Source organism: Streptomyces sp. NPDC029292 (genome assembly GCF_055569295.1).
Map to the genome: position 1 here is coordinate 184,066 of NZ_JBVHXR010000021.1, position 22,591 is coordinate 206,656.

Sequence of the window (22,591 nt, forward strand, 5' to 3'; positions counted from 1 at the left end):
CAACTCCGTGAACTCCCCGTCCCGGGTGGGTTGGTCAAGCCCCACCCGGCACCGCTTCGACCGAGAGCGTTCAAGTTCTGAAGGCGTCGCCGGTGTTGGCGTCAAGGCAAGGCAATTTCGACGTGAAGTATTGACGGCACTATGACAGTCCGGTTGACTCCCCGCCCAGCGCCGGTACCGGTTCCGGTACCGGTTCCGGTGAGGGCGCGAAGGTGCGATCCCCGTGTGCCGGGAGGCAGTTGTGGCTGTGACCATCGCCGATGTGGCCCAGGCGGCCGGCGTGAGCAAGACGACCGTGTCGCGGGTGCTGAACACCCGCGGCGAGGTCGACGCGTCGACGGCTGCCCGGGTCCGCGAGGTCATCGACCGCATGGGCTATGTGCCCAGTTCCGGTGCCGTCGGCCTGGCCCGGGGCAGCAGCCGGACCGTGGGCATGCTGGTCCCCTCACTGACCTGGCCGTGGATGGGCGAGGTCCTGCAGGGTGTCGTCGACACGGTGGAAGCCGCCGACTTCGGCCTGCTGCTGTTCACCTGCAACCGGGGCGCCGAGTCCGTCGCACGCTTCACCAGCCAGGTGTCGGCGCGCGCCTTCGACGGGCTGCTCGTGGTGGAGCCGGAGAACACCCTCGACATGCTGACGGCGCTGCACCGCGAGGGCCTGCCCGTCGTCCTCGTCGACGATCGAGGACACCACCCGGAGTTCCCGTCCGTCACCGCAGCCAACACCGAGGGCGGGGCGGCCGCGGCCCGTCATCTCCTGGCCGCGGGCCGACGCAGGCCGCTGGTGCTCACCGGGCCCCTGCGGTTCGGCTGCGTACGCGACCGGCTGGCCGGGTTCCGCGCCGCCTGCGCCGAGCATGGTGTGGGGGTCGACCTCGTCGTCGAGGGCGACTTCACCGAGGCCGACGGCCGAGCGACGGTGCGCCGACTGCTCGCCGAGGGGCGGGAGTTCGACGCGGTCTTCGCGCACAACGACCTCGCGGCGGTCGGTGTTCTGGGCGCCCTGCGGGACGCCGGGACCCGGGTTCCGGACGACGTCGCGGTGATCGGTTTCGACGACATTCCGGTGGCCCCGCACACCGAGCCCTCCTTGAGCACGGTCCGCCAACCCATGCGGGAGATGGGGGAGACGGCCGCCCGGATGCTCCTCGCCCGCCTGGCCGGCGAGGAGTCGCCGACCGCCCCGGTCGTCCTTCCCACGCGCATGATCGCGCGCCGGTCGACACCGGCCCTCTAGACGCACTGCGAGCACCGTACATACCTCTCCGGTACCACCCGCCGGGCAGCACACCCCCGGCGCCGGGCACGTCGGTGCCGGACCCCTCACGTCACCGCGCCACCGAACCCCGTACCTCTGCATCCGCGTACCCCCGTACCCCCGTACCCCCGCACATCAGCACATCAGCACATCAGTTCACGGAACCGGCACCCCCAACCTCCCCTAGGAGAGCCGCATGCCACCCCGTACCCCCCGCACGCTGATGACCGCCCTCGCCACCCTGTCCGCCCTGGCGCTGCTCCCGGCAGGACCCTCCTTCGCGGCCCCGGCCCCGGCCCCGGCCCCGGTCCCGGTCCCGGACCCGGCGCCCGAGCGCGTCGCGGCGGCCGCCGACGCGACCTGGGACACCGACCGGGCAGCGGCCGCCTACGCGGCGAACCCGGGCGCCGTCACCGCCTCGGGAAGCGAGAACTCCGGCACCACGCCGGGCCTCGCCTTCGACGGCAACGCCTCGACACGCTGGTCCAGCCAGTTCGCCGACGACGCCTGGATCCGCGTCGACCTCGGCGCCACCCTGCGCATCGACCGGGTCGCCCTGGACTGGGAGGCCGCCTACGGCAAGCGCTATGTGCTGGAGGTGTCCAAGAACGGCACCGACTGGACGCCCTTCTACACCGAGAACGCCGGCGCCGGAGGATCGGTCACCGCCCACACCTACCCGCAGGAAGTCACCGGCCGCTATGTGCGGATGCGCGGCGTCGAACGCGCCACGCCGTACGGCTACTCGCTGTACGCCTTCAAGGTCTACGGCGGCGAACCCGCCCCGGCCTCGACCACCCGCTCGAACCTCGCCCTCCACCACCCCGCCTACTCCAACCTCTACCAGCACGCGGGCAACTCACCCGCCTTCGCCACCGACGGCGGCTGGCCCGCCGACCTCAAGGCCGACTCGACCCGCTGGTCCAGCGACTGGAACGCAGACCGCTGGATCTCCGTCGACCTGGGCGCGACCTCGACCATCGACACCGTCGACCTGTACTGGGAGGCGGCCTACGCCGTCGACTACCAAGTCCAGGTCTCCGACGACAACAGAACCTGGCGCACCGTCTACCAGCCGTCCGCCGCCGAGGTCGCCGCCCGCCGCGCCGACGTGAAATCCCCCGCGGACGCGGTGGGCCGCCACGACACCGTCACCCTGCCGCAGCTCGCGACCGGCCGCTATGTGCGGATGCTCGGCAAGGAGCGCCGCTCCTTCTACAACCCCGCGCCCGCCACAGCCCAGTTCGGCTACTCCCTCTACGAGTTCCAGGTCTGGGGCACCGGAGGCAGCGCAGCCGCCGCGTACCCGGCACTGGCCGGGGAACAGTCGGGGACGTACCAGACGACGTTCTTCGACGACTTCACCACAGCGAGCCTCGACCGCTCGAAGTGGCGGGTCGTCAGAACCGGCCAGGAGATGGGCCCGGTCAACGGGGAGTCCCAGGCGTACGTCGACTCCACCGACAACATCAGCACGCAGAACGGCAGCCTCGTCCTGAAGGCCAAGTACTGCAAGGGCTGCACCCAGGCAGGAGGCGGAACCTACGACTTCACCTCCGGGCGCGTCGACACCAACACCAAATTCGACTTCACGTACGGGCGGGTGAGTGCCCGGATGAAGTTGCCGGTCGGCGACGGATTCTGGCCCGCCTTCTGGCTGCTGGGCAGCAACGTCGACGATCCGTCCGTGTCGTGGCCCGCCTCCGGCGAGACGGACATCATGGAGAACATCGGCTACCCGGACTGGACCAGCACGGCCCTGCACGGCCCCGGCTACTCGGCGGACGGCAACATCGGGGCCCGTCAGACCTACCCCGCCGGGGGCCGCGCCGACCAGTGGCACACCTATGCCGTGGAGTGGACCCCGACGGCCATGCGCTTCTACGTCGATGACGCCCTGGTCCAGGAGACGACGCGCAACAAGCTGGAGTCCACCCGCGGTCAATGGGTCTTCGACCACAACCAGTACGTCATCCTCAACCTCGCTCTGGGTGGCGCCTATCCGGCGGGATGGAACCAGGCCACCACGCCGTACTGGGGGCTGCCCCAGTCGAGCGTCGACCAGGTCGCTGCCGGGGGAGTGCAGGCCGAGATCGACTGGGTGCGCGTCGAGCAGAAGAGGTGACCGGTTCGCCGGGCGGGTCCGCACACCGCTGATTCCTAGGTGTTGTCCGCCCGGGACATCCGCAGGGCGAGATTCTGGAGCAGGTCGGCCGTCTTGACGTCGGTCCGTCCGGAGTCGTGGAGGTCGGCGAGTTCGGAGAAGAGGAACGCGAAGGCTCCGACGAGCGAGATGGTGGCGGGCAGGTAGGCGTCCGCGACGGCCTGTCCGGCTTCCGCGGGGCCGGCGTCACTGGGCACCTCGACCCTGGGGAACACCTCTGTGACGAGTGCGCCGAGTTGGGTCTCGGTCGATTCGACCTCGGCGTCCTCGTCCTGGGCGATCCTGCGTACCATCGCGTTGGTCTCGGTGAGGACGCCGATGGCGCGCAGGATGATCTCCGTCTGTTCCATGCCGTGAGCCTAGACGGGCGAAGCTCCGCTGTGACCTCGGTATTCGATTCGGGATGGTAGACAGTGGGCATGACCGACTTCTCCCGCTCCCGCCCGGCCCGCGCGCGATGACCGCAGGCATCGACACCCCGGACCGCCGGGGCCGCACCGGACTCGACAACGCGGGCCGCGACCTGACCGGCAACCCCCGGGTCAAGGTCCAGGACGTGAAACTCCTGTCCAGCCACTGGTACGTGGAGCGGACCACGACCTTCGACTTCCAGCACGCCGACGGCACCTGGAGCACCCAGGAGCGCGAGACCCACGACCGGGGCAACGGGGCCACCCTCCTGCTGTACGACGCCGAGCGCGAAACGGTGCTGCTGACCCGGCAGTTCCGCTACCCCGTGTACGTCAACGGGCACCCCGACGGAATGCTGATCGAGACACCGGGCGGACTCCTCGACGAGGAGGACGAGCATCCCGAGGTCGCCGTGCGCCGCGAGGTCATCGAGGAGACCGGCCACACCGTCGGCGAGGTCCAGCACGTCTTCGACATCTACATGAGCCCCGGCTCGGTCACCGAGCGGGTGAGTTTCTACGCCGCCTCGTACGGCCCCTCCACGCGGACCCACGAGGGCGGAGGGCTGGACGAGGAGGGTGAGGACATCGAGATCGTCGAACTGCCCTTCACCAGCGCCCTGGAGATGATCCGCACCGGAGAGATCGCCGACGCGAAGACCATCATGCTGTTGCAGTGGGCGGCTCTCGACGGACCTTTCAAGAGGGCTTGACTTGAAGAGCACTTCAAGTTCCAGACTCCCGTTCGGGCCCGCGGATTGCGGGCCCGAACGGGAGGGACACCATGAAGTACCGCACGATCGGCGCCGACCCGAAGACCCGCCGTGAGGTGAGTGTCCTCGCGCTCGGCGCGATGCTGTTCGGCTCACGGACGGACGAGAAGACGTCCTTCGCCGTACTCGACCGTTATGTCGAGGCAGGCGGGAACTTCATCGACACGTCCGACAACTACGCCTTCTGGACCGACGGCGGCCAGGGAGGGCAGAGCGAGACACTGCTCGGACGCTGGCGGCGCAGTCGTGGCATCGGCGACGAGATCGTCGTCGCGACCAAGCTGGGCGCGCGACCGCTGGCCCCTGGCACCGGATACGTCGACAATCCCGAGGGCCTGTCCGCCAAGGTGATACGCGAGGCGTCCGAGCGCAGCCGGGAACGCCTCGGTGTGGAGAAGATCGATCTGCTGTACGCGCACATCGAGGACCGGACCGTCGCACCCCGGGAGACCGTGGAGGCGTTCGGCGAACTCGTGGCGGACGGCAGCGTCGGGCTGCTCGGGGTGAGCAACCATGCCATCTGGCGGGTGGAGCGGGCCCGCGCCCTCGCCGCGGCGGCCGGACTGCCCGGCTACGAGGTGCTCCAGTACCACCACAGCCTCCTGCGGCCCCGCGCCGACGTACCCAGCGAACTCTTCCCGGAGGGAAACCTCGGCGCGGCGACGGGGGAACTGCTCAGCTACCTGCGGGCCGAGCCCACCCTGACCCTGGTCGCCTACTCGCCGCTGCTGACCGGCGCCTACGTACGGCAGGACAAGCCGCTGCCGTCCGACTACGACCACCCGGGAACGCCCGCCCGGCTCGCCGTACTGCGGGACGTGGCCAAGGAGACGGGCGCGAGCGTCAACCAGGTGGTGCTGGCCTGGCAGATCGGCGCGGAGCTGCCGGTGATCCCGCTGGCCGGGGCGTCCTCCGTGGCGCAACTGGAGGAGAACCTGGCTGCGGTGGACCTGGAACTGACGCCGGATCAGCGGGCCCGGCTGGACGCGGCCCACTGAGGAGCCGGTGATGGGTGCCTACGGGCCATCGGCGCGCGGGCGTCGGCGTGTCGTGAGGAGGAGCGCGATGTCGTCGGGGCGTTCGGTGGCCTGCCGGGCCTCCGCGGTGAGCAGGTCGGCGGCGGCGGACAAGGCGGCCCCGCCCGGCCGGCCGCGCGGGGTGGCCGCGCGGGCCAGGGTCGCGCGCAGGGCCTCGACCCCCTCGTCGATGTCGGTCCCGGGCCGCTCGACCAGGCCGTCCGTGTACAGGGCCAGGATGGCGTCGGGTTCCAGCAGCAGGTCGGCCACCGGGTACCGGGCCTTCGGATCCACCCCGAGCACCACCCCACCGGGCAGGTCCAGCACCTCGGTACGGCCGTCGGGGTGGCGCAGCAGAGGCTGCGGATGCCCGGCCCGCACGGCTCGGGCGACACCGGTGACCGGGTCCAGCCTGACGTAGCAGCAACTGGCGAACTGACCTGGATCGAGATCGATGAGCAGCCGGTTGGTGCCGCTCATCACCTCGTCGGGGGAGCGGTCGCCGAGTGCGAACGCCCGTACAGCACTGCGCAGTTGGCCCATGGTGGCCGCCGCCTGGACGCCGTGCCCCTGGACGTCACCGATGACCAGGGCGAGCCCGTCGCCGGTCTCGACGACGTCGTACCAGTCGCCGCCCACGTCCATGCCCAGGGTGCCGGGCAGATATCGTCCGGCCGTCCTGACCTGGGGATGCGACGACAGGCGGTGCGGGAGCAGGGCCTCCTGGAGACCGCGGGCGAGGGCGGCCTCGTTGTCGTAGCGCCGGGCCCGCTCCAGGGCCTGGGCGATCAGCCCGGTGAGCGCCGTCAATGCCGCACGCTCCTCGGTGCTGAAGCCCCGGGGACGGTCGAAGCCGAGGATGCAGGAGCCGACCGGCCGCCCCGAGGCGATCAGCGGCAGGAAGGCGCGGGAGCCCTCCTTGGAGTCCAGCGCGATGCCCGGATAGGCGGCCGCCAACTGGTGCATCGACTCGAAGAAGAGCGGGCGGCCACCGGTGAGCGCTTCGACCCCGGGCAGCTTCGCGTCCAGGCCCACGCCGTCGAAGGGGGCGAGGAAGCCCTGTGGGAAACCGGTCTCCCAGGCCAGGTACAGGCGCCGGTCCTGGAGCAGATAGATGGCGAGCCGGCGTCCGCCGAACGCGGGCAGCAGCTCCCGCATCACCACCTCGGACACCTGCCGGGCCGTCACCGCCTCCGTCAACGCGATGGCGAGGACGATGGGCCGGTACAGCGGCCCCGTCGTGGGGAGAGCAGCTCCGTCCTCGTCGACGTCGGCTTCCTGGGCCGATGCCGCGCCCGCGTCGAACGGCGCGGCCTCCGTGGTGTCCGCGACACGCCCCATCGGCACGAGCTTGCACGTCAGGCTGCCGGGGCCGGGATAGACCGACACCGTCAGCCACGTGCCTCCGGTGCGCCCGGGCGTCGACTCCCGGCTGGTCCCGCCCGGCTTTCTGACCTGGAAGTGCACCGGATCGGGCGACAGCAGCGCCCCGCGCAGATGATCCTCGTACGCGGGCCGGTCCATCCAGGGCACGGCCTGCCACAGCGGCCGCCCCAGCAGCTCCGCCCGCGGTCGGCCGAGCAGCTCGGCGGCGCGCGGATTGGCGTACGTGATCAGTCCGAGCCGGTCGAGCGCGAACACGCCCTCCGGGAGCAGATCCGCCGCTCCGGCCGCCGCCGGACCCGGGCCCGGATCGACGACCACGCCGCTGACCCGGTACGGCGGAAGGGGTGCCGCACCCGAGGTCCACATCTCCAGCAGACGCAGCCCGCCGTCGGCGGCACGCACCGGCAAGGGGTGGGGCGGCGGGCGTCCCGCGGACGTCTCGCGCAGCGCGGCCAGCAGCAGGCGCGGGTCGTCATGGGTCACGGCGTCGGCGAGCGCCTCCGGCGTCCCGGTGAAGCCTTCGGGACGGGCGCCGAGCAGGGACCACAGCGCATCGTCCGCGGTGACCGTGCCGACCGCCGGGTCCCAGGTGAACCCTCCGACACACCGCGCGGAGGGGCCGTCGGCCGGCGGCCGCACACACAGGGGATCACCGTCCCAGACGACTGCGGGCCCGTTCTTTTCCAGCGCCGCGAGGGCGGCACCGAGACCGTCCGCCACCGCCGTCATCCGCTCGCGGTCCGGCAGTACCTCGGTGGCGTCCGAGGCGGCGGGACGCAGCACCGTCAGGACCCCGAAGGATGTCGACGCGCCCACGACGGGGACGTACAGCGAACCGAACTGGAACGGCAGCCCGGCCGCGAGCTGCGGGTAGCGCCGCATCGTCTCCGTGGCGTCGGTGAGCAGCACCTCCACGCCGAGCCGATGGGCGTCGGCGACGGGGAACGGCAGGTCCACGTGCATGCGCCACCAGGGGCGGAAGAGCGGGCCGGGCAGCCCCGCGAGTACGGCCAGCCTCAGCAGTCCGGGTGTGGTCGAGCGCAGATACACGCCTCCCGCGAAGGCGCGGGCCGCCCGGATCGCGTCCGCCACGGCCCCGCTGAGCAGGGCTGCCAGGCTTGCCAGCGCCTGGTCCTCACACTCGGCGCTCCCAGTCATCGGTCTGCCCTCGTCCGCCCGCCGCCAGGGGGGTAACACAGCAAGAATGCGCCTCCCAGGCTCCTGACCGCACCTCGACGCCCTCAGGAGCACGGGGCTGCGCGCGCCGCTTGTCGCGGTTGCGCTCAGATGTGCTCAGCGCGAAGATACCGGGTTCGTGCGACGTTGGGACCCGCCCGGCTGTGACTGGTTCACGAGTCCGGCCCGGCTGTGGCTCACGGCCCTGGCCCGGCGCTGACCGGTTCGCGAGTCCGGCCCGGCTGCGAGTGGTGCCGAGGCCCGGCCGGTGGCGAGTCGTTCAGGAGCCAGGGTTCAGGAACCCGGCACGGTGGCGAGCGTCTCGGCGGCGACCGCCGCCACGGCCTCGGCCACCGCCGCGAGCGCCGGGGAGTCGAGTTTCCACTGCTGCCAGAACAGTGGGACGTCGACGATCCGGTCCGGCGCGAGGTTGACCAACCGCCCGGCACGCAGCAGTGGTTCGGCCTGCACGTCGGGCACCATGCCCCAGCCCATTCCGGCCACCACGGCGTCCACAAAGCCCTCCGACGTGGGCATGAAGTGCCGCCGCGCGCTCGCGGCGCGGCCACCTCGGATCGCGCGGACGAACTCGTCCTGGAGGCCGTCGTTCCGGTCGAAGACGACCAGGGGCGCGTCGCCGATCACCGCGCGCAGGGGCGCGTCCTTCGGGCCGCCGAGCCATCGCTCCGTGAAGCCGGGACTCGCCACCGGCAGATAGCGCATCCGGCCGAGGGCACGGACGGAGCAGCCCGTCACGGGGTCCGGTGACGACGTCACCGCGGCCATGACCAGCCCTTCGCGCAGCAGCGCGGCCGTGTGGTCCTGGTCCTCGCGGCGCAGTTCGAAGCAGAGCCGCCACTCCTCCGGTACGCGGGTGAGGGCCGGAAGGAACCAGGTCGCCAGCGAGTCCGAGTTCACCGCGATAGACAGACGCGTCGGCTCTCCGGAGCCGGTCATGCCGAGCTCGGCGTGCGCGTCGCGCTCCAGCCGGGCCAGTTGGCGCGCGAAACGCACCACGACCTCGCCGGACTCGGTCGGCCGCACCGGCTTCGTCCGCATCAGCAGCACCCGGCCCGTGCGCTGTTCGAGTGCCTTGACGCGCTGGCTGACCGCCGACGGTGTCACATGGAGCGCGGCGGCCGCCGCGTCGAAGGTGCCCTCGTCGACCACCGCGAGCAGCGTCCGGACCTGGTCGAGGGGGAGCTCCGTCATCACGAGCGCTAATGATACGTAAGAATCTTTAGCTGTACTCTTGACGATCACTTTTCTAGCGTCGGTGTCATGACAGACGCCCTGACCGCCGCGGCCGCCGGATTCGGCACCGGCCTCTCGCTCATCGTCGCCATCGGCGCCCAGAACGCCTTCGTCCTGCGCCAGGGCATCCGCCGCGACGCGGTACTCGCCGTGGTTGGGATCTGCGCCCTGTCCGACGCGGCGCTCATCGCCCTGGGCGTCGGCGGCGTCGGCGCGGTGGTCGTGGCCTGGCCCGCGGCGCTCACAGCGGTCGGGCTGGTCGGCGGCGGCTTCCTCCTCGTCTACGGAGCCCTCGCCGCACGGCGGGTCCTGCGGCCCTCGGCGCTGAAAGCGGCGGACGTGACCACGGGCTCGCGACGCCGCGCCGTACTCACCTGCCTGGCGATGACCTGGCTCAACCCGCACGTCTACCTCGACACCGTGTTCCTGCTCGGCTCGATCGCGGCCGACCGCGGCCCGCTGCGCTGGACCTTCGGACTGGGCGCGGCCCTCGCGAGCCTGTGCTGGTTCACCGCGCTCGGCTTCGGCGCCCGGCTGCTCAGCCGCTTCCTGGCGCGGCCCTCGTCGTGGCGCGTGCTGGACGGACTGGTCGCCGCGACGATGATCGCCATGGGCGCCATGCTCATCGCCGGAACCTGAGATTGCGTACAGCGGGTGCACAAGTCCGGTCCCCAGCGCGTTGCACCGCTCCCGCTCGGCCATAGTGATCCCTGACAGAAAGATGTATCGAGCAGCCAGGACGAGCGTGGACACCAGCGAGAGCAGTACGGACGGCAGCACCGCGGCGCACGACGGGACACCGGGACCGGCGCGCCCGAACCGGCGCGGCTGGCGCCGCTGGACGATGGACACCCGGCCGCTGCGGCGCCCGGCGTACCGCAGGCTGTGGTCCTCGACCATCGTCACAGCCGTGGGCAGCCAGCTCACCGCCGTCGCCGTGCCCAAGCAGATCTACGACATCACCGGATCCTCGGCGTGGGTCGGCTACGCGAGCATCGCCGGCCTGCTGCCCCTCGTGGTCTTCGCGCTGTGGGGCGGGGCGATCGCCGACAGCATGGACCGGCGCAAGCTGCTCCTCATCACCAACAGCGGCATAGCCGTCACCTCGCTGCTCTTCTGGATACAGGCCGTCACCGGACTCGACTCGGTGCCGGTCCTCATGGTGCTGCTCGCCCTCCAGCAGGCGTTCTTCGGCCTGAACTCCCCGGCGCGCAACGCGTCCATCGCCCGGCTCGTCCCCGAGGACGAACTGCCGGCGGCGAACGCGCTCGGCTCGACCGTCATGCAGACCGGCCTGGTGGCCGGACCGCTGCTCGCCGGTGCGCTCATCCCTGTCATCGGCCTGGCCGAGCTCTATCTCATCGACGCGCTCGCCCTGTGCGTCACCGTGTGGGCGGTGGTGCGGCTGCCCGCGCTGCCGCCCCTGACGGAGTCGGCGTCCCGGCGGGCGGGCTGGCGCGAGGTCGCCGCGGGCTTCCGCTACATCTCGCTGCACAAGGTGCTGTTGCTGTCCTTCCTCGCCGACATCATCGCCATGGTCTTCGGCATGCCCCGCGCCCTGTTCCCGCAGCTCGCCGCGCAGACGTACGCGCCCTACGGCGAAGGGCTCGCGCTCGGCCTGCTGTTCGCGGCGATCCCCATCGGCGCGGTGATCGGCGGGCTGATGTCGGGCACGTTCTCCCGGGCGCGCCGGCACGGTCTCATGGTCATCGCCGCGGTGGTGGCCTGGGGAGCGGCCATCACGGGGTTCGGACTCAGCACCAGTCTGTGGGTGGCGGTGGCGTTCCTCGCCGCGGCAGGAGTCGCCGACATGGTCTCCATGGTCTTCCGCGGCGCGATCCTGCTGTCGGCCGTCACGGACGAGATGCGCGGCCGGATGCAGGGCGTTTTCACGGTGGTGGTCGCGGGCGGCCCGCGCCTCGCCGACGTCCTGCACGGGACGGCCGGCTCGGTGCTGGGAGCACGCACCGCGGTCGTGGGCGGCGGCCTGCTGGTGATCGCGGCCGCGCTGGGCCTGGCCGCCGCGACACCGGCCCTGCGGCGTTACACGGTCTGACGACGAAGCCGGCCGGGCGGGCCATAGAGTGATCGGCATGGGGGACACACGACCTACCTCGGAATTCCACGCGCCGAACATGACCACCGCGAACCTCGCCCGGCTGGTGGGCGCCCTGGACGCGCAGGACGCCAATGACGGCGTACGACGGCTGCGCGCGTGGGCGCACGCCGCGGTGGCCGCGCGGCCCGGCGAGCGGGCCGTCGACATCGGCTCCGGCACGGGATCGCAGACTCAGGAACTGGCGGCCGCCGTCACTCCCGGGGGCGAGGCGCTCGGCATCGACCCGAATCCCGGGCTGCGTACGGTGGCCGAGCAGCGGGCGGCCGCGGCCGGCAGCCCGGCCCGCTTCATCGACGGCGACGCGCTCACCCTGCCCGTGTCCGACGCCTCCGTCGACGTGGTGTGGTGCGAACGAGTGCTCCAGCACCTCTCCGAACCGGAGAAGGCCGTCGCCGAGATCGCACGGGTGCTGCGCCCCGGCGGGCGAGTCGCGCTCCTGGACACCGACTGGGCGACCACGATCCTGCACCCCGGCGACCCCGAGACCGTCGCGGCCCTCACCTCCGGCGCGCTGTCCGCGGCCGCCGACCCGTACTCCGGACGCAAGCTCGTCGGCCGGCTGACGGCGGCCGGGCTGGTGGTCGACGACCGCGGATCGCAGGCGCTGCTCCAGGACCACACCACCGTCGCCTGGCCACTGATCCGCATGCTGGGAGAGTCGGCCGTACGCCGTGCGCTCATCACCGAAGAACAGCGCGACCGCCTGTACAGGGACCTCACCGAGGCGGCCGCGCAGGGTGCGCTGCACATGTCGGTGACGATGTTCGGCGCTGTCGCGCACCGCCCGTCGTCTGGGTAAAGCACAGAGTGAAGAAAAGCGATGGACGGAATACAATCGAAGGGCCGTCGTCGACGGAGAGCACTACGCACGTTTCCCCTTGAATTGGGGGTACTCGAGCAATATGAACACGGCGAGTTATGAACTGATCGCATCGAGCCATGCGATGAATGCGGTCGCCGCATTCATCGGTGGTCTCGTCATCGCGGGTGGACTCATCTGGGCCGTCCGCCTGGGCATCAGGGTGCGGCGCCAGGAGCCGCGCCCGCCCACCCCCGACGAGCAGACAAGGCTTCCTGATTCCGGAGCGGTTCACGAAATCCGGGAAATGCGGGAGCCTGACGAAGTACCGCATGCCGCGGACGAGAGCGAGCGGCTGATGCCGTACAACATGCATGCCGCAGGCAGTAAGCACGCCGACGATCAGCATCGAAAGCGCTGGGTCCCCGGATCCAGCGGGTCGTTCGGCAGTGGCGGCCCCGGCAGGACATAACAGGGCCGTGGCACATTTCCGGGGCGGCTGATTTCCGTACGCCCTACGGGAGATCGGCGGTGGAGTCCTCGGGAGCCAGGTCGGCGCGCAGGCGCAGCCAGGACGGCTGTCGCAGCAGCCCGGCTCTGGTACGGGTGCTGTAGCGGACCTCGCCGACGAGCCGCGGCACGACCCAGTGCGCCCCGGCCACCCGAGGGACGACGTCGAAAGGGCAGCGGTCGGTCTCGGCGGCTCGCAGCAGCCGGGCGAGTACCGACCGCTCGGCCTCGCTCCAGCCGGTCCCCACGCTCCCGACATAGTGCAGCCTCCCCGCCTCACGCTGTCCCACCAGTACGGCGCCTGGCAGCCCCGACAGCCGTCCCTTGCCGGGGACCCAGCCGCCGACGATCACGTCCACGGCCACCAGGTTGCGGATCTTGATCCAGGCGCTCGAGCGCACCCCCGGCTCGTACACGGAATCCAGCCGCTTGCAGACCAGCCCCTCCAGGCCGCTCTCCCGCGTCGCCCGCAGGGCCTGCTCCCCGTGTCCGACGATTGCCGACGGCGTCGACCAGAACGGCCCGGCGAGGGCGAGCCCCTCCAACTCGTGCCGCCGCCGGGCATAGCGGAGGCCGGTCAGATCGCCGCTCAGATACATGACGTCGAACAGGACGAGATGCACGGGAGTCTCCGCCGCGCGCCGACCCGCCTTGGCCGGAGACCGGGCCAGCCCCATACGGGACTGCAGGAGCTGGAAGTCACCACGCCCCTGTTCGTCCAGGACCAGGACCTCGCCGTCCAGGATCACGGGGGTCCGGCCCAGCGCGCCGCCCAGCGCGAGGAGTTCGGGGTACGCGCCGGTGATGTCCTCTCCCGAGCGGGCGCGCAGCACCACGCTGCCGTCCCCGGGCAGGTAGACCACGGCACGCTGGCCGTCCTGCTTCGTCTCGTAGGCCCAGCGCATGTCCTGCCCGGCGGGCGGCAGGGTGCCGGGTGTGGCGAGCATGGGAGCGATCTGCGGCAGTCTCACAGCTGTGTTGTCGACCGGCCTCCAGGTGCCCAGTCACCCCGGCCCGCCGTTTCGCCTGAACGGCGTCGCTTTCCGGTGCCGGGAACGCTCTAGATCTCCAGGGCCTGAGCCATCAGGTTCTGCAGATACAGCCCGCGGTGGGCATCGAGCTCGCCGGACCGTCCCGTTCGTACGGCGGTGGCGAACTCCCGGCGCAGCACCGGCCAGGACTCCTCGTGGTCGAGCGCGGCTCCGTCGTACACGAGCTCGGGGTGCCGGCCGAACAGCTCGATCCGCATGATGCCGTGCTTCAGGTCGACCGACCCCGACAGCGACGCCTGACTCACGGCGCCGCTCGCGTGTTCGCAGGTGAGCTCGACCCAACGGCGGGGGTCTCCGGCGCCGCGCACCTTGGTGATGGGACCCACGGCAGCGTCGAGCAAATCCAGAACGTGCGGCCCGAGGTCCAGCAGAGCGCCGTGTTCGAGACGCCACGGGGTCGCGAAGTCGCCGCCCAGGAAGGCGCCGGTCAGACAACACGACCGTGCTCCTACGACGTCGAGGCTCCTGGCGGCATCCAGGAACCGCCGGGTCCGCGGGTGATAACGGTTCGTCAGGACGAGCTGGGAGGCGACCCCCGCCGTTTCGACGGCGTCCACGAGCCGCTGTGCCGACGCCAGGTCCAGGGCGAGCGGCTTCTCCAGGAGCAGCGCCTTGCCCGCCTTCGCGGCACGCGTCGCGAGTTCCGCCTGGACGTCGGGCGGAACCGCGAAGGCGACCGCTTCGCAGCCTTCGAGCAGCTCCTCGAAGGTCGATGCGACTCCGGCCCCATGGAGGGCCGCCGTTTCACGGGCCGCCTCGGGCCGACGTGCCCACACCGAGGTCAGCTCCGTCTCGGGTCCGGCGGCAAGTACGCGCGCGTGCACGGCGCGCGCCCACGGGCCCGCGCCGACGAGCCCGACCTTGACGGGTGCGTGAGGCCAGGCTTGCGAGGTGCCGGTCACGAGAGGTCTCCTCTGCGGTGTGCGGGGCTGTGACGTTCCGTCAGCTGTCAGCTGTCAGCTGTCAGCTGTCAGCCGTCAGCCGTCAGCCGTGCGCCATCTGCCATCGGACGTCGGCCGTCGGGATTGGCAGACGGGCGTCGGATCGCCGGACGGCTGGACACACTTCACCACGATGCATGGCCTTCGCGCCTCTGTTCCTCGCTGTGCGCCCGCGCCATCATTCGGGGCATGAATCCCACACAGGACAAAGCAGGCGTCGCGGGCGGCTCCGGCCTGCCCGTGCTGCCGGAGGACTGGCAGCGATGTCTGGCGGTGGCGGCCCACCCGGACGACATCGAGTACGGGACCGCGTGCGCCGTCGCCCGGTGGACGGCGCAGGGCAAGCAGGTCACGTATCTGCTGGCGACGCGGGGAGAAGCCGGGATCGACAGCATGCACCCCGACCGGGCGGCGCCGCTGCGCGAGGCCGAGGAACGGGCGGGGGCCCGTCAAGTCGGCGTGAACACCGTCGAGTTCCTCGACCATCGCGACGGCGTCGTCGAGTACGGGCCGACGCTGCGCCGTGACATCGTGCGCGCGATACGCCGCCACCGGCCGGAGGTCGTGGTGTCGGGCGCGTTCACCGTGCGCATGGTCGCGGGCGTCACGAACCAGGCGGACCACCGGGTGGTGGGCCTGGCCGCGCTGGACGCGGCACGTGACGCGGGAAACCGCTGGATCTTCCCGGAACTGGCCGACGAAGGGCTCGAACCCTGGAACGGAATCCGGATGGTGTGCGTCGCCGGTGCCCAACAGCCCACCCACGGCGTCGACGTCACCGGCGAACCCCTCGAGCGGGGCATCGCCTCACTCGAAGCACACGCCGAGTACACCAAGGGGCTGGGCGCGGGGGTCTTCGACCCGCGCCCGTTCCTGACCTGGGCGACCGGAATGGGCGGTCCCGGGCTCGGCGTCGAGTCCGCGGTCCTCTTCGACGTCCACCAGCTCATCCCTGAGGGACCGCCACCTTGGGCATGAGGCGAAGGTCGTCCACGAACGGCCGGCTTCCCGCCGGCTCGGTGCGGCCCCTAACTTGACCTGATTGAGGGGGTTGGTGGGCGACGACGCTCATATTCTGGGCGCGACTGATCAACCGTCGGCCCACGCGTGATCAACCATCAATCCATGAGTGATCAACCGTCGGCCCGTGAGTGATCTCCATCGACCCGGAGGAGCGAACGTGACCCCACACCCGCGACAGGCCGTCAGACGTGCAACTGTCCTTCGCCGAGAAGCCGTTGTAGCGGCGGTTCCCGTCGCCGTCGCGGCCTTGCTCGTCGGGGCCGGACCGGCGGTGGCCTCGACCGTCGGCTCCTCCGGCGCGGGAGACCCGTACTTCCCCCTCTCGGGCAACGGCGGCTACGACGTCCACCACTACGACCTGACCCTCGGCTACGACCCGCAGAGCCGTCACCTCGACGGAAAGGCCGTCATCACCGCCCGGGCCACCCAGCGACTGACCCGCTTCGACCTCGACTTCAAAGGACTGAAGGTCACGGGCATCACGGTCGACCACGCCAAGGCGTCCTTCCGCCGCGACGGACAGGAACTCGTGGTCACCCCGCGGGACGCGCTGTGCAAGGGCCAGGAGTTCCGCGTCGCCGTCACGTACTCCGGCACCCCGAAGCCGGTCACCGACCCCGACGGCTCCCTCGACGGCTGGATTCCCACGGACGACGGCGCGTTCGTGGCGGGTGAGCCCCAGGGCGCCATGACGTGGTTCCCCGCCAACAGCCACCCCACGGACAAGGCGTCGTACGATTTCACGCTCACCGTGCCGAAGGAGCGTACCGCCGTGGCCAACGGCGTTCTCCTCGGGCAGAAGACCTCCCACGGCCGGACCACCTTCCGCTGGCGGCAGTCCGAGCCGATGGCGGCGTACCTGGCCACGGCGACTGTCGGAAAGTTCGACGTCGAGCAATACACCACCGCCGACGGCCTCAAGGTCTACAACGCCGTCGATCCCCGGGAGGCGGCCACCGCCGCGCCGGTTCTGAAGAAGCTGCCGTCGGTACTCGCCTGGGAGAGCAAGGTCTTCGGCCCCTACCCGTTCCGGGCCGCCGGGTCGATCGTCGACCGAGCGCCCCAGGTCGGGTACGCACTGGAGACCCAGACACGGCCCGTCTACGACTCGGCGCCCGACCTGAGCACCCTCGTGCACGAGAACGCCCACCAGTGGTTCGGGGACTCCGTCACCCTCACTCGCTGGAAGGACATCTGGCTCAACGAGGGCTTCGCGACCTACACCGAGTGGCTCTACGCCGAGCAGCACGGCGGCAAGAGCGCGCAGAAGACCTTCGACTCCCTGTACGCCAGTCCCGCGAGCAGCGACCTGTGGGCGTTCCCGCCCGCCGACCCCGGCAGCGGCGCGCACATATTCGACACCCCCGTCTACGCCCGCGGTGCGATGACCCTGCACAAGCTCCGCACGACCGTCGGCGACCCGACGTTCTTCCACATCCTGCGCACCTGGGCCACCACTCGCCGCGACGGCCACGGCACCACCACCCAGTTCATCCACCTCGCGGAACACGAATCAGGCAAGGACCTGACCACCCTGTTCCACACGTGGCTGGACACCCCGGGCAAGCCGTCGGCGCCCTGAGGCGGCGAGATCGGGCAACCGGAGTGGGCGTCCGACCTGATGCACGACTACTACTGAACGGCTGGTCCCCACTCCTGCCAGCCGGCAGTGATCTCGGCGCGCTCCTCCCACTGGCGAACGCCCGGACCGTTCGGGTCCCACCGGAGGCAGAACTCCTTGAGCGAGGTGCACCTGGCGAGCATGGCGGCCTTCCGGACCGGCCAGGAGGGCACTCCCTCGGCGTACGCGCCGAAGAGGTGACCGAGGGAGTCCAGGTGCTCCGGATGGTGGATTCGTACGATCCATTCGCACCAGGCGAGATCCTCCACGGGGTCACCGAGGTGGGCGAACTCCCAGTCGACCACTGCGGTGACCTGGAAGGTGAGGGGGTCGAGCAGGATGTTCTGCGGCCCGAAATCACCGTGCACGAGCACCTGCCTGGTGTCACCCACTCCGGTGCGCAGGAAGTCGGCCGACGTTGCGTGGATGCGGCGCAGTACCTCTCCGCACGCCTTGAGGACCGCCTCCGCGTGACCGGTGTCCAAGAGCTCCTGTCCTGGCGTGCCTGAGACCCAGCCGAGCGTGAGGGTGAGCTCGTTTGCCCGGAGTACTGGGGGCACGGGTACGTGGCCTTGCAACTGGGTCAGCAGGGCCTGCTCGCGATGGAGCCTGAGAGCGGCGTCAGGGCCGTCGTAGGTCTTGTCCACGCTTGCTCCGTCGCCAACGGTGCGATTGGTGTAGCCGTGTTTCAGCGGACGCACTCGTTGATCGTAAAGCCGGAAATCGCCACCTTCGAAGAGTTTGCCCGCCCCGACGCGTCCAGATCCTGCTCCTCGACCCCGACTCCCCTGCCGTCCGCCTCCGCTGACGCTGGTCGCGGCGGCCTTCGTTCGGCTGCGACCGCAGGCCTTGGTGACGGAGTAGATGCCCTGCCGCAGCCCGCCCTAGGCGGGGCGGAGCCAGATGGTGGCGAGTGGGGGGAGGGTGAGTTGGATGCTGGTGGGGCGGCCGTCGGCGGGGTGGGGTTCTGGCTTGACGGGGTCGGGGTTGTGGACGTCGCTGCCGCCGTAGCGGGCGGCGTCGGTGTTGAGGACCTCGTGCCAGGCGGGGATGTCTTCGGGTGCCCCGAGGCGGTAGTTGTGGCGGACGGCGGGGGAGAAGTGGGTGATGGCGAGGAGGGGGGTGCCGTCGGCGTCGTGGCGGAGGAAGGCGAAGACGTTGTCGTCGGCGGCGTCGCCGGCGATCCAGGTGAAGCCGGCGGGGTCGGTGTCGCGTTCCCAGAGGGCGGGGGTGTGGCGGTAGGTGGTGTTGAGGTCGCGGACGAGGTCGCGGGCACCGCGGTGGTCGGGTTCGGCGGCGTAGGCGGGGTCGAGGAGCCACCAGTCGGGGCCGTGGGCTTCGGACCATTCGGCGCCCTGGGCGAATTCCTGGCCCATGAAGAGGAGTTGTTTGCCGGGGTGGGCCCACATGAAGGCCAGATAGGCGCGGAGGTTGGCGCGTTGTTGCCACCAGTCGCCGGGCATCTTGGAGACGAGTGAGCGTTTGCCGTGGACGACTTCGTCGTGGGAGATGGGCAGGACGTAGTTCTCGCTGTAGGCGTACACCATCGAGAAGGTCATCTCGTTGTGGTGGTACTTGCGGTGGATCGGGTCGCGCTGCACGTACTCGAGCGAGTCGTGCATCCACCCCATGTTCCATTTGAGGCCGAAGCCGAGACCTCCGTCGGACGTCGCTCGCGTGACGCCGTCCCACGCCGTCGACTCCTCCGCGATCGTCACCACGCCCGGGTTGCGGCGGTAGACCGTGGCGTTCATCTCCTGGAGGAACGCCACCGCGTCGAGGTCTTCGCGGCCGCCGTGTTCGTTGGGGGTCCACTGGCCCGGCTCGCGTGAGTAGTCGAGGTAGAGCATCGAGGCGACCGCGTCGACCCGCAGGCCGTCGATGTGGAACTCCTCGCACCAGTACACGGCGTTGGCGACCAGGAAGTTGCGCACCTCCCGCCGCCCGAAGTCGAATTCCAGGGTGCCCCAGTCGGGGTGGGCGGCCCGCAGCGGGTCCGCGTGCTCGTACAGCGGGCGCCCGTCGAACTCGGCCAGCGCCCAGTCGTCCCGCGGGAAGTGCGCCGGCACCCAGTCCATCAGCACACCGATCCCGGCCCGGTGCAGCGCGTCGACGAGGTACTTGAAGTCGTCGGGGGTGCCCAGGCGGGCCGTCGGCGCGTAGAAGCCGGTCACCTGATAGCCCCACGACCCACCGAAGGGATGCTCGGCCACCGGCATCAACTGCACATGCGTGAAGCCCAAGTCGGAGACGTAGGAAGGGAGTTGATCGGCCAGTTGGCGGTACGTCAGTCCCGGGCGCCACGACGGCAGATGCACCTCGTACGCCGAGAACGGAGCCTCGTGCACCGGACGCGCGCCCCGACCCGCCATCCACTCGTCGTCTTCCCAGACGTAAGACGACTCGGTCACGATCGAGGCGGTCGCCGGAGGCACCTCGGTGCGCCGGGCCATCGGGTCGGCGCGCAATGTGCGCGTACCGTCGGGACGGGTGATGTCGAACTTGTAGAGCGTTCCCGCACCGATGCCGGGAAGGAAGAGCTCCCAGACCCCGGAGGAGCCGAGCGAACGCATGGGAAATCCCGTGCCGCCGTCCCAGTGGCAGAAGTCTCCGCAGAGCCTCACCCCTTGGGCGTTCGGTGCCCACACGGTGAAGCGGGTGCCGAGGACGCCTTCGTGGGTCATCGGGTGGGCGCCGAGAGCCCTCCACAGTTCCTCGTGCCGGCCTTCGCGGATCAGATGCAGATCGAGTTCGCCGAGCGCGGGCAGGAAGCGGTACGGGTCCCGCACCTCGGACTCGGTGCCGTCGTACGTGACCGACAGTGTGTACTCGGGGATCGCGTCGAGTGGCAGTACGCCCGAGAAGAGGCCGTCGCCGACGTCGTCCAGCTCCGTGCGCAGCCCGTTCACCACCACGGCCACGGCCTGGGCGTACGGACGCAGCGCACGGAACGCGACGCCGCCCGGCACCGGGTGCGCGCCGAGCAGCGCGTGCGGATCGTGGTGGGCGCCCGACAGCAGGCGCCCCCGGTCTGTCGCGTCCAGCGAAGCGGAAGCGGTCGGCCGAACGCCGGCCGATGCGGTGCGGACTGTCACGGCTTCAGCCTCCTACAGAAGGGAAAGGGAGCGGGTTGGACATCGGGGACATTGAGGAATGGGGGGCATTGCTGCTGGAGGGGCTTCAGCGGCGTTCGGCGAGCCGTCTGACCGCCGCCATCGGCACGGGCAGCCAGTCGGGACGGTGTCTCGCCTCGTACAGGACTTCGTACACGGCCCGGTCCGTCTCGTACGCGCGCAGCAGCTCGGGTTCCTCGCGCGGGTCCCACTCCGCCGCGGCGGCATAGCCCGCGCAGTAGGCCTCGCGGCAGCGCTGCGCCCACTCGGGGCGCCACGGCCGGCGGGAGCGAGCGGCGTAGTCGAAGGAGCGCAGCATGCCCGCGACATCGCGTACGGGGGACTGGGCGCGGCGGCGTTCAGCGATCGGACGGGCCGGCTCACCCTCGAAGTCGATGACGGACCAGTCCCGCCCGGCCCGCAGCACTTGGCCGAGGTGGAGGTCGCCGTGAATCCGCTGCGCGGGCCGGACCGCCGCGTCGAGGGCGGCGACCGCGTCGAAGGCGGACCGCAGCCCGGACGTGTACGGCCGGAGGTCGGGCACGGAGCCGGCGGTGGCGTCCAGCCGTTCGCTCATCGCGGCCGCGAGTCGCCTGCTCTGGCGCGGGTTCGGCCCATCGACGGGGAACGCGGCGGCCAGCGCCAGGTGCACCTCGGCGGTGGCCCGCCCCAGTTCGTACGCCTCGTCGGTGAACTCCCGTCCCGAGGTGAGGGATTCGAGCGCCAGGGTCCAGCCGTCGACGGCCTCGCGCAGGAACGGCTGGAGGACGCCGAGCGTCGCCTCCCGCGGGTGTGAGGTCCGGAACCACGCCGCGGGAGCGGGTACGCGGGTGCAGCCCTGCCGGGCCAGCGCCCAGGGCACCTCCAGGTCCGGGTTGATGCCGTGCTGGACGCGGCGGAAGACCTTCAGGATGAAGGAATCCCCGTACACCAGTGAGGAGTTGGACTGCTCGGCGTCGAGGAGACGCGGGGCGAGACCGGCGGGCACCGTTACACGTGGGTCGCGCTCGAAGCGCAGCGGGCCCGCCGTGCCCGGACGGCGGAGCCGCTCCAGGAGCAGCCCCGCTGCCTTGGGGTCGTGGAGGGCGTCGTACACGACCAGATCGGCCAGTGGGCCCGCGCTCGCCCGGCCGATGAAGGCGTGAGCGAGACGGGGAGGCAGGACCTCCCGTACACCGAGGAGCAGTTGATAGCAGTCGTCGGGCGGGGGAGTGCCGGAGCCGCCGTGGGCGGGCGGGCCGAGATGTTCGGTGCGGACCAGCAGATGCAGGCACCCCGGGTACAGCTCGGTCGTCGACACCAGCGTCAGGTCCGTGACGGGGTGGCCCTTGCCCGCGAACCAGCGCTGCCGCGGCAGCCATGCGCGCAGCAGCTCGGCGAGCGAGGTCAGCAGCGGAGCGGTGCCGAGGCCGCTCGGACGGTGCAGCGCGGTCTTCGGCATGGCGACACGTCCTTTCAGTGGCAGTCGGTCTGAGGGAGCACAGGGGGCACACGGTCAAGATCGCCTGGTGGCGCCGGGCGCGACCGCGCGTCGCAGCCGGAACCAGTAGAAGCCGTGTCCTGCGAGGGTCAGCAGGTAGGGGAGCTCGCCGATGGCGGGGAAGCGGACTTCGCCGATCAGTTCGACCGGGTGGCGGCCGTCGAATTCCCGCAGGTCCAGCTCGGTGGGCTGGGCGAAGCGGGAGAAGTTGTGCACGCACAGCACCAGATCGTCCTCATGCTCGCGCAGGAACGCGATGACGGCCGGGTTGGACGACTGGAGTTCCGTGTACGAGCCGAGTCCGAAGGCCTTGTTCTGTTTGCGGATCTCGATCATGCGGCGGGTCCAGTGGAGCAGCGACGAGGGCGAGGACATGGACGCCTCGACGTTCGTCACCTGGTAGCCGTAGACCGGGTCCATGATCGTGGGCAGGAACAGGCGGCCGGGATCGCAGGAGGAGAAGCCGGCGTTGCGGTCCGGGGTCCACTGCATCGGG

The 22,591-nt window shown here is 70.8% G+C and carries 19 protein-coding genes; 10 read left to right on the forward strand and 9 right to left on the reverse strand.

Features of this window, described 5'->3' with window-relative positions; genetic code table 11:
* Positions 1-241: 241 nt before the first annotated feature.
* Together ACZ4WS_RS37160 and ACZ4WS_RS37165 are read left to right on the forward strand one after the other, a co-directional pair.
* Entirely contained in the window at positions 242-1,237 is a 996-nt protein-coding gene (locus ACZ4WS_RS37160; protein WP_467987336.1) for a LacI family DNA-binding transcriptional regulator, read from the forward strand.
* Positions 1,238-1,454: 217 nt separating this feature from the next.
* Complete coding sequence (locus ACZ4WS_RS37165) at positions 1,455-3,383, forward strand: discoidin domain-containing protein (RefSeq protein WP_467987337.1); 1,929 nt, start codon at positions 1,455-1,457, stop codon at positions 3,381-3,383.
* 35 nt (positions 3,384-3,418) lie between these two features.
* Here the strand turns inward: ACZ4WS_RS37165 and ACZ4WS_RS37170 are convergent, their stop codons facing one another.
* Positions 3,419-3,772: a hypothetical protein gene (locus ACZ4WS_RS37170; protein ID WP_467987338.1), complete on the reverse strand. Its 354-nt coding sequence runs from the start codon at positions 3,770-3,772 to the stop codon at positions 3,419-3,421.
* Positions 3,773-3,879: 107 nt separating this feature from the next.
* Here ACZ4WS_RS37170 and ACZ4WS_RS37175 point away from each other — a divergent pair, with 107 nt between their 5' ends.
* Together ACZ4WS_RS37175 and ACZ4WS_RS37180 are read left to right on the forward strand one after the other, a co-directional pair.
* The gene (locus ACZ4WS_RS37175) at positions 3,880-4,545 is read left to right on the forward strand and encodes an NUDIX domain-containing protein (RefSeq protein WP_467987340.1); all 666 of its coding nucleotides are present in this window, start codon (positions 3,880-3,882) and stop codon (positions 4,543-4,545) included.
* A gap of 71 nt (positions 4,546-4,616) precedes the next feature.
* The gene (locus ACZ4WS_RS37180; protein ID WP_467987341.1) at positions 4,617-5,603 is read left to right on the forward strand and encodes an aldo/keto reductase; all 987 of its coding nucleotides are present in this window, start codon (positions 4,617-4,619) and stop codon (positions 5,601-5,603) included.
* An 18-nt stretch (positions 5,604-5,621) separates the two neighbouring features.
* Here the strand turns inward: ACZ4WS_RS37180 and ACZ4WS_RS37185 are convergent, their stop codons facing one another.
* Positions 5,622-8,165 carry a SpoIIE family protein phosphatase gene (locus ACZ4WS_RS37185; RefSeq protein WP_467987342.1) on the reverse strand — a complete coding sequence of 848 codons (2,544 nt, stop codon included), beginning with the start codon at positions 8,163-8,165 and terminating at the stop codon, positions 5,622-5,624.
* Positions 8,166-8,477: 312 nt separating this feature from the next.
* Entirely contained in the window at positions 8,478-9,398 is a 921-nt protein-coding gene (locus ACZ4WS_RS37190; RefSeq protein ID WP_467987344.1) for a LysR family transcriptional regulator ArgP, read from the reverse strand.
* A 66-nt stretch (positions 9,399-9,464) separates the two neighbouring features.
* On the opposite strand from ACZ4WS_RS37190, the gene ACZ4WS_RS37195 reads away from it, so the two are divergent.
* The 4 genes from ACZ4WS_RS37195 (at position 9,465) to ACZ4WS_RS37210 (ending at position 12,827) form a co-directional block, all read left to right on the forward strand.
* The gene (locus ACZ4WS_RS37195) at positions 9,465-10,076 is read left to right on the forward strand and encodes a LysE/ArgO family amino acid transporter (protein ID WP_467987345.1); all 612 of its coding nucleotides are present in this window, start codon (positions 9,465-9,467) and stop codon (positions 10,074-10,076) included.
* Positions 10,077-10,182: 106 nt separating this feature from the next.
* Positions 10,183-11,493: an MFS transporter gene (locus ACZ4WS_RS37200; RefSeq protein ID WP_467987346.1), complete on the forward strand. Its 1,311-nt coding sequence runs from the start codon at positions 10,183-10,185 to the stop codon at positions 11,491-11,493.
* A gap of 79 nt (positions 11,494-11,572) precedes the next feature.
* Positions 11,573-12,355: a methyltransferase domain-containing protein gene (locus ACZ4WS_RS37205; protein WP_467987348.1), complete on the forward strand. Its 783-nt coding sequence runs from the start codon at positions 11,573-11,575 to the stop codon at positions 12,353-12,355.
* A 103-nt stretch (positions 12,356-12,458) separates the two neighbouring features.
* Positions 12,459-12,827 (forward strand): DUF6479 family protein, encoded by a 369-nt coding sequence (locus ACZ4WS_RS37210; protein ID WP_467987349.1) that lies wholly within the window; start codon positions 12,459-12,461, stop codon positions 12,825-12,827.
* 43 nt (positions 12,828-12,870) lie between these two features.
* On the opposite strand, the gene ACZ4WS_RS37215 is transcribed toward ACZ4WS_RS37210, so the two are convergent.
* Positions 12,871-13,836 (reverse strand): ATP-dependent DNA ligase, encoded by a 966-nt coding sequence (locus ACZ4WS_RS37215; RefSeq protein ID WP_467987351.1) that lies wholly within the window; start codon positions 13,834-13,836, stop codon positions 12,871-12,873.
* Positions 13,837-13,925: 89 nt separating this feature from the next.
* The gene (locus ACZ4WS_RS37220; RefSeq protein ID WP_467987352.1) at positions 13,926-14,819 is read right to left on the reverse strand and encodes a Gfo/Idh/MocA family protein; all 894 of its coding nucleotides are present in this window, start codon (positions 14,817-14,819) and stop codon (positions 13,926-13,928) included.
* A gap of 228 nt (positions 14,820-15,047) precedes the next feature.
* On the opposite strand from ACZ4WS_RS37220, the gene ACZ4WS_RS37225 reads away from it, so the two are divergent.
* Both ACZ4WS_RS37225 and ACZ4WS_RS37230 read left to right on the forward strand, forming a co-directional pair.
* Positions 15,048-15,836, forward strand: coding sequence for a PIG-L deacetylase family protein (locus ACZ4WS_RS37225; RefSeq protein WP_467987353.1), 789 nt, complete (start codon positions 15,048-15,050; stop codon positions 15,834-15,836).
* Between the two features lie 202 nt (positions 15,837-16,038).
* Positions 16,039-17,463 (forward strand): M1 family metallopeptidase, encoded by a 1,425-nt coding sequence (locus ACZ4WS_RS37230; protein ID WP_467987355.1) that lies wholly within the window; start codon positions 16,039-16,041, stop codon positions 17,461-17,463.
* Positions 17,464-17,513: 50 nt separating this feature from the next.
* Here the strand turns inward: ACZ4WS_RS37230 and ACZ4WS_RS37235 are convergent, their stop codons facing one another.
* From ACZ4WS_RS37235 to ACZ4WS_RS37250, 4 genes are all read right to left on the reverse strand, one after another.
* The gene (locus ACZ4WS_RS37235) at positions 17,514-18,203 is read right to left on the reverse strand and encodes a phosphotransferase family protein (protein WP_467987357.1); all 690 of its coding nucleotides are present in this window, start codon (positions 18,201-18,203) and stop codon (positions 17,514-17,516) included.
* 183 nt (positions 18,204-18,386) lie between these two features.
* Positions 18,387-20,597 (reverse strand): 1,4-alpha-glucan branching enzyme, encoded by a 2,211-nt coding sequence (gene glgB / locus ACZ4WS_RS37240; protein WP_467987358.1) that lies wholly within the window; start codon positions 20,595-20,597, stop codon positions 18,387-18,389.
* 85 nt (positions 20,598-20,682) lie between these two features.
* On the reverse strand, positions 20,683-22,056 hold the full coding sequence (locus ACZ4WS_RS37245; protein ID WP_467987360.1) for a maltokinase N-terminal cap-like domain-containing protein: 1,374 nt from the start codon (positions 22,054-22,056) through the stop codon (positions 20,683-20,685).
* A 54-nt stretch (positions 22,057-22,110) separates the two neighbouring features.
* Positions 22,111-22,591, reverse strand: a 481-nt coding sequence (locus tag ACZ4WS_RS37250; protein ID WP_467987361.1) for an alpha-glucosidase C-terminal domain-containing protein, incomplete at its 5' end; no start/stop codon positions are given.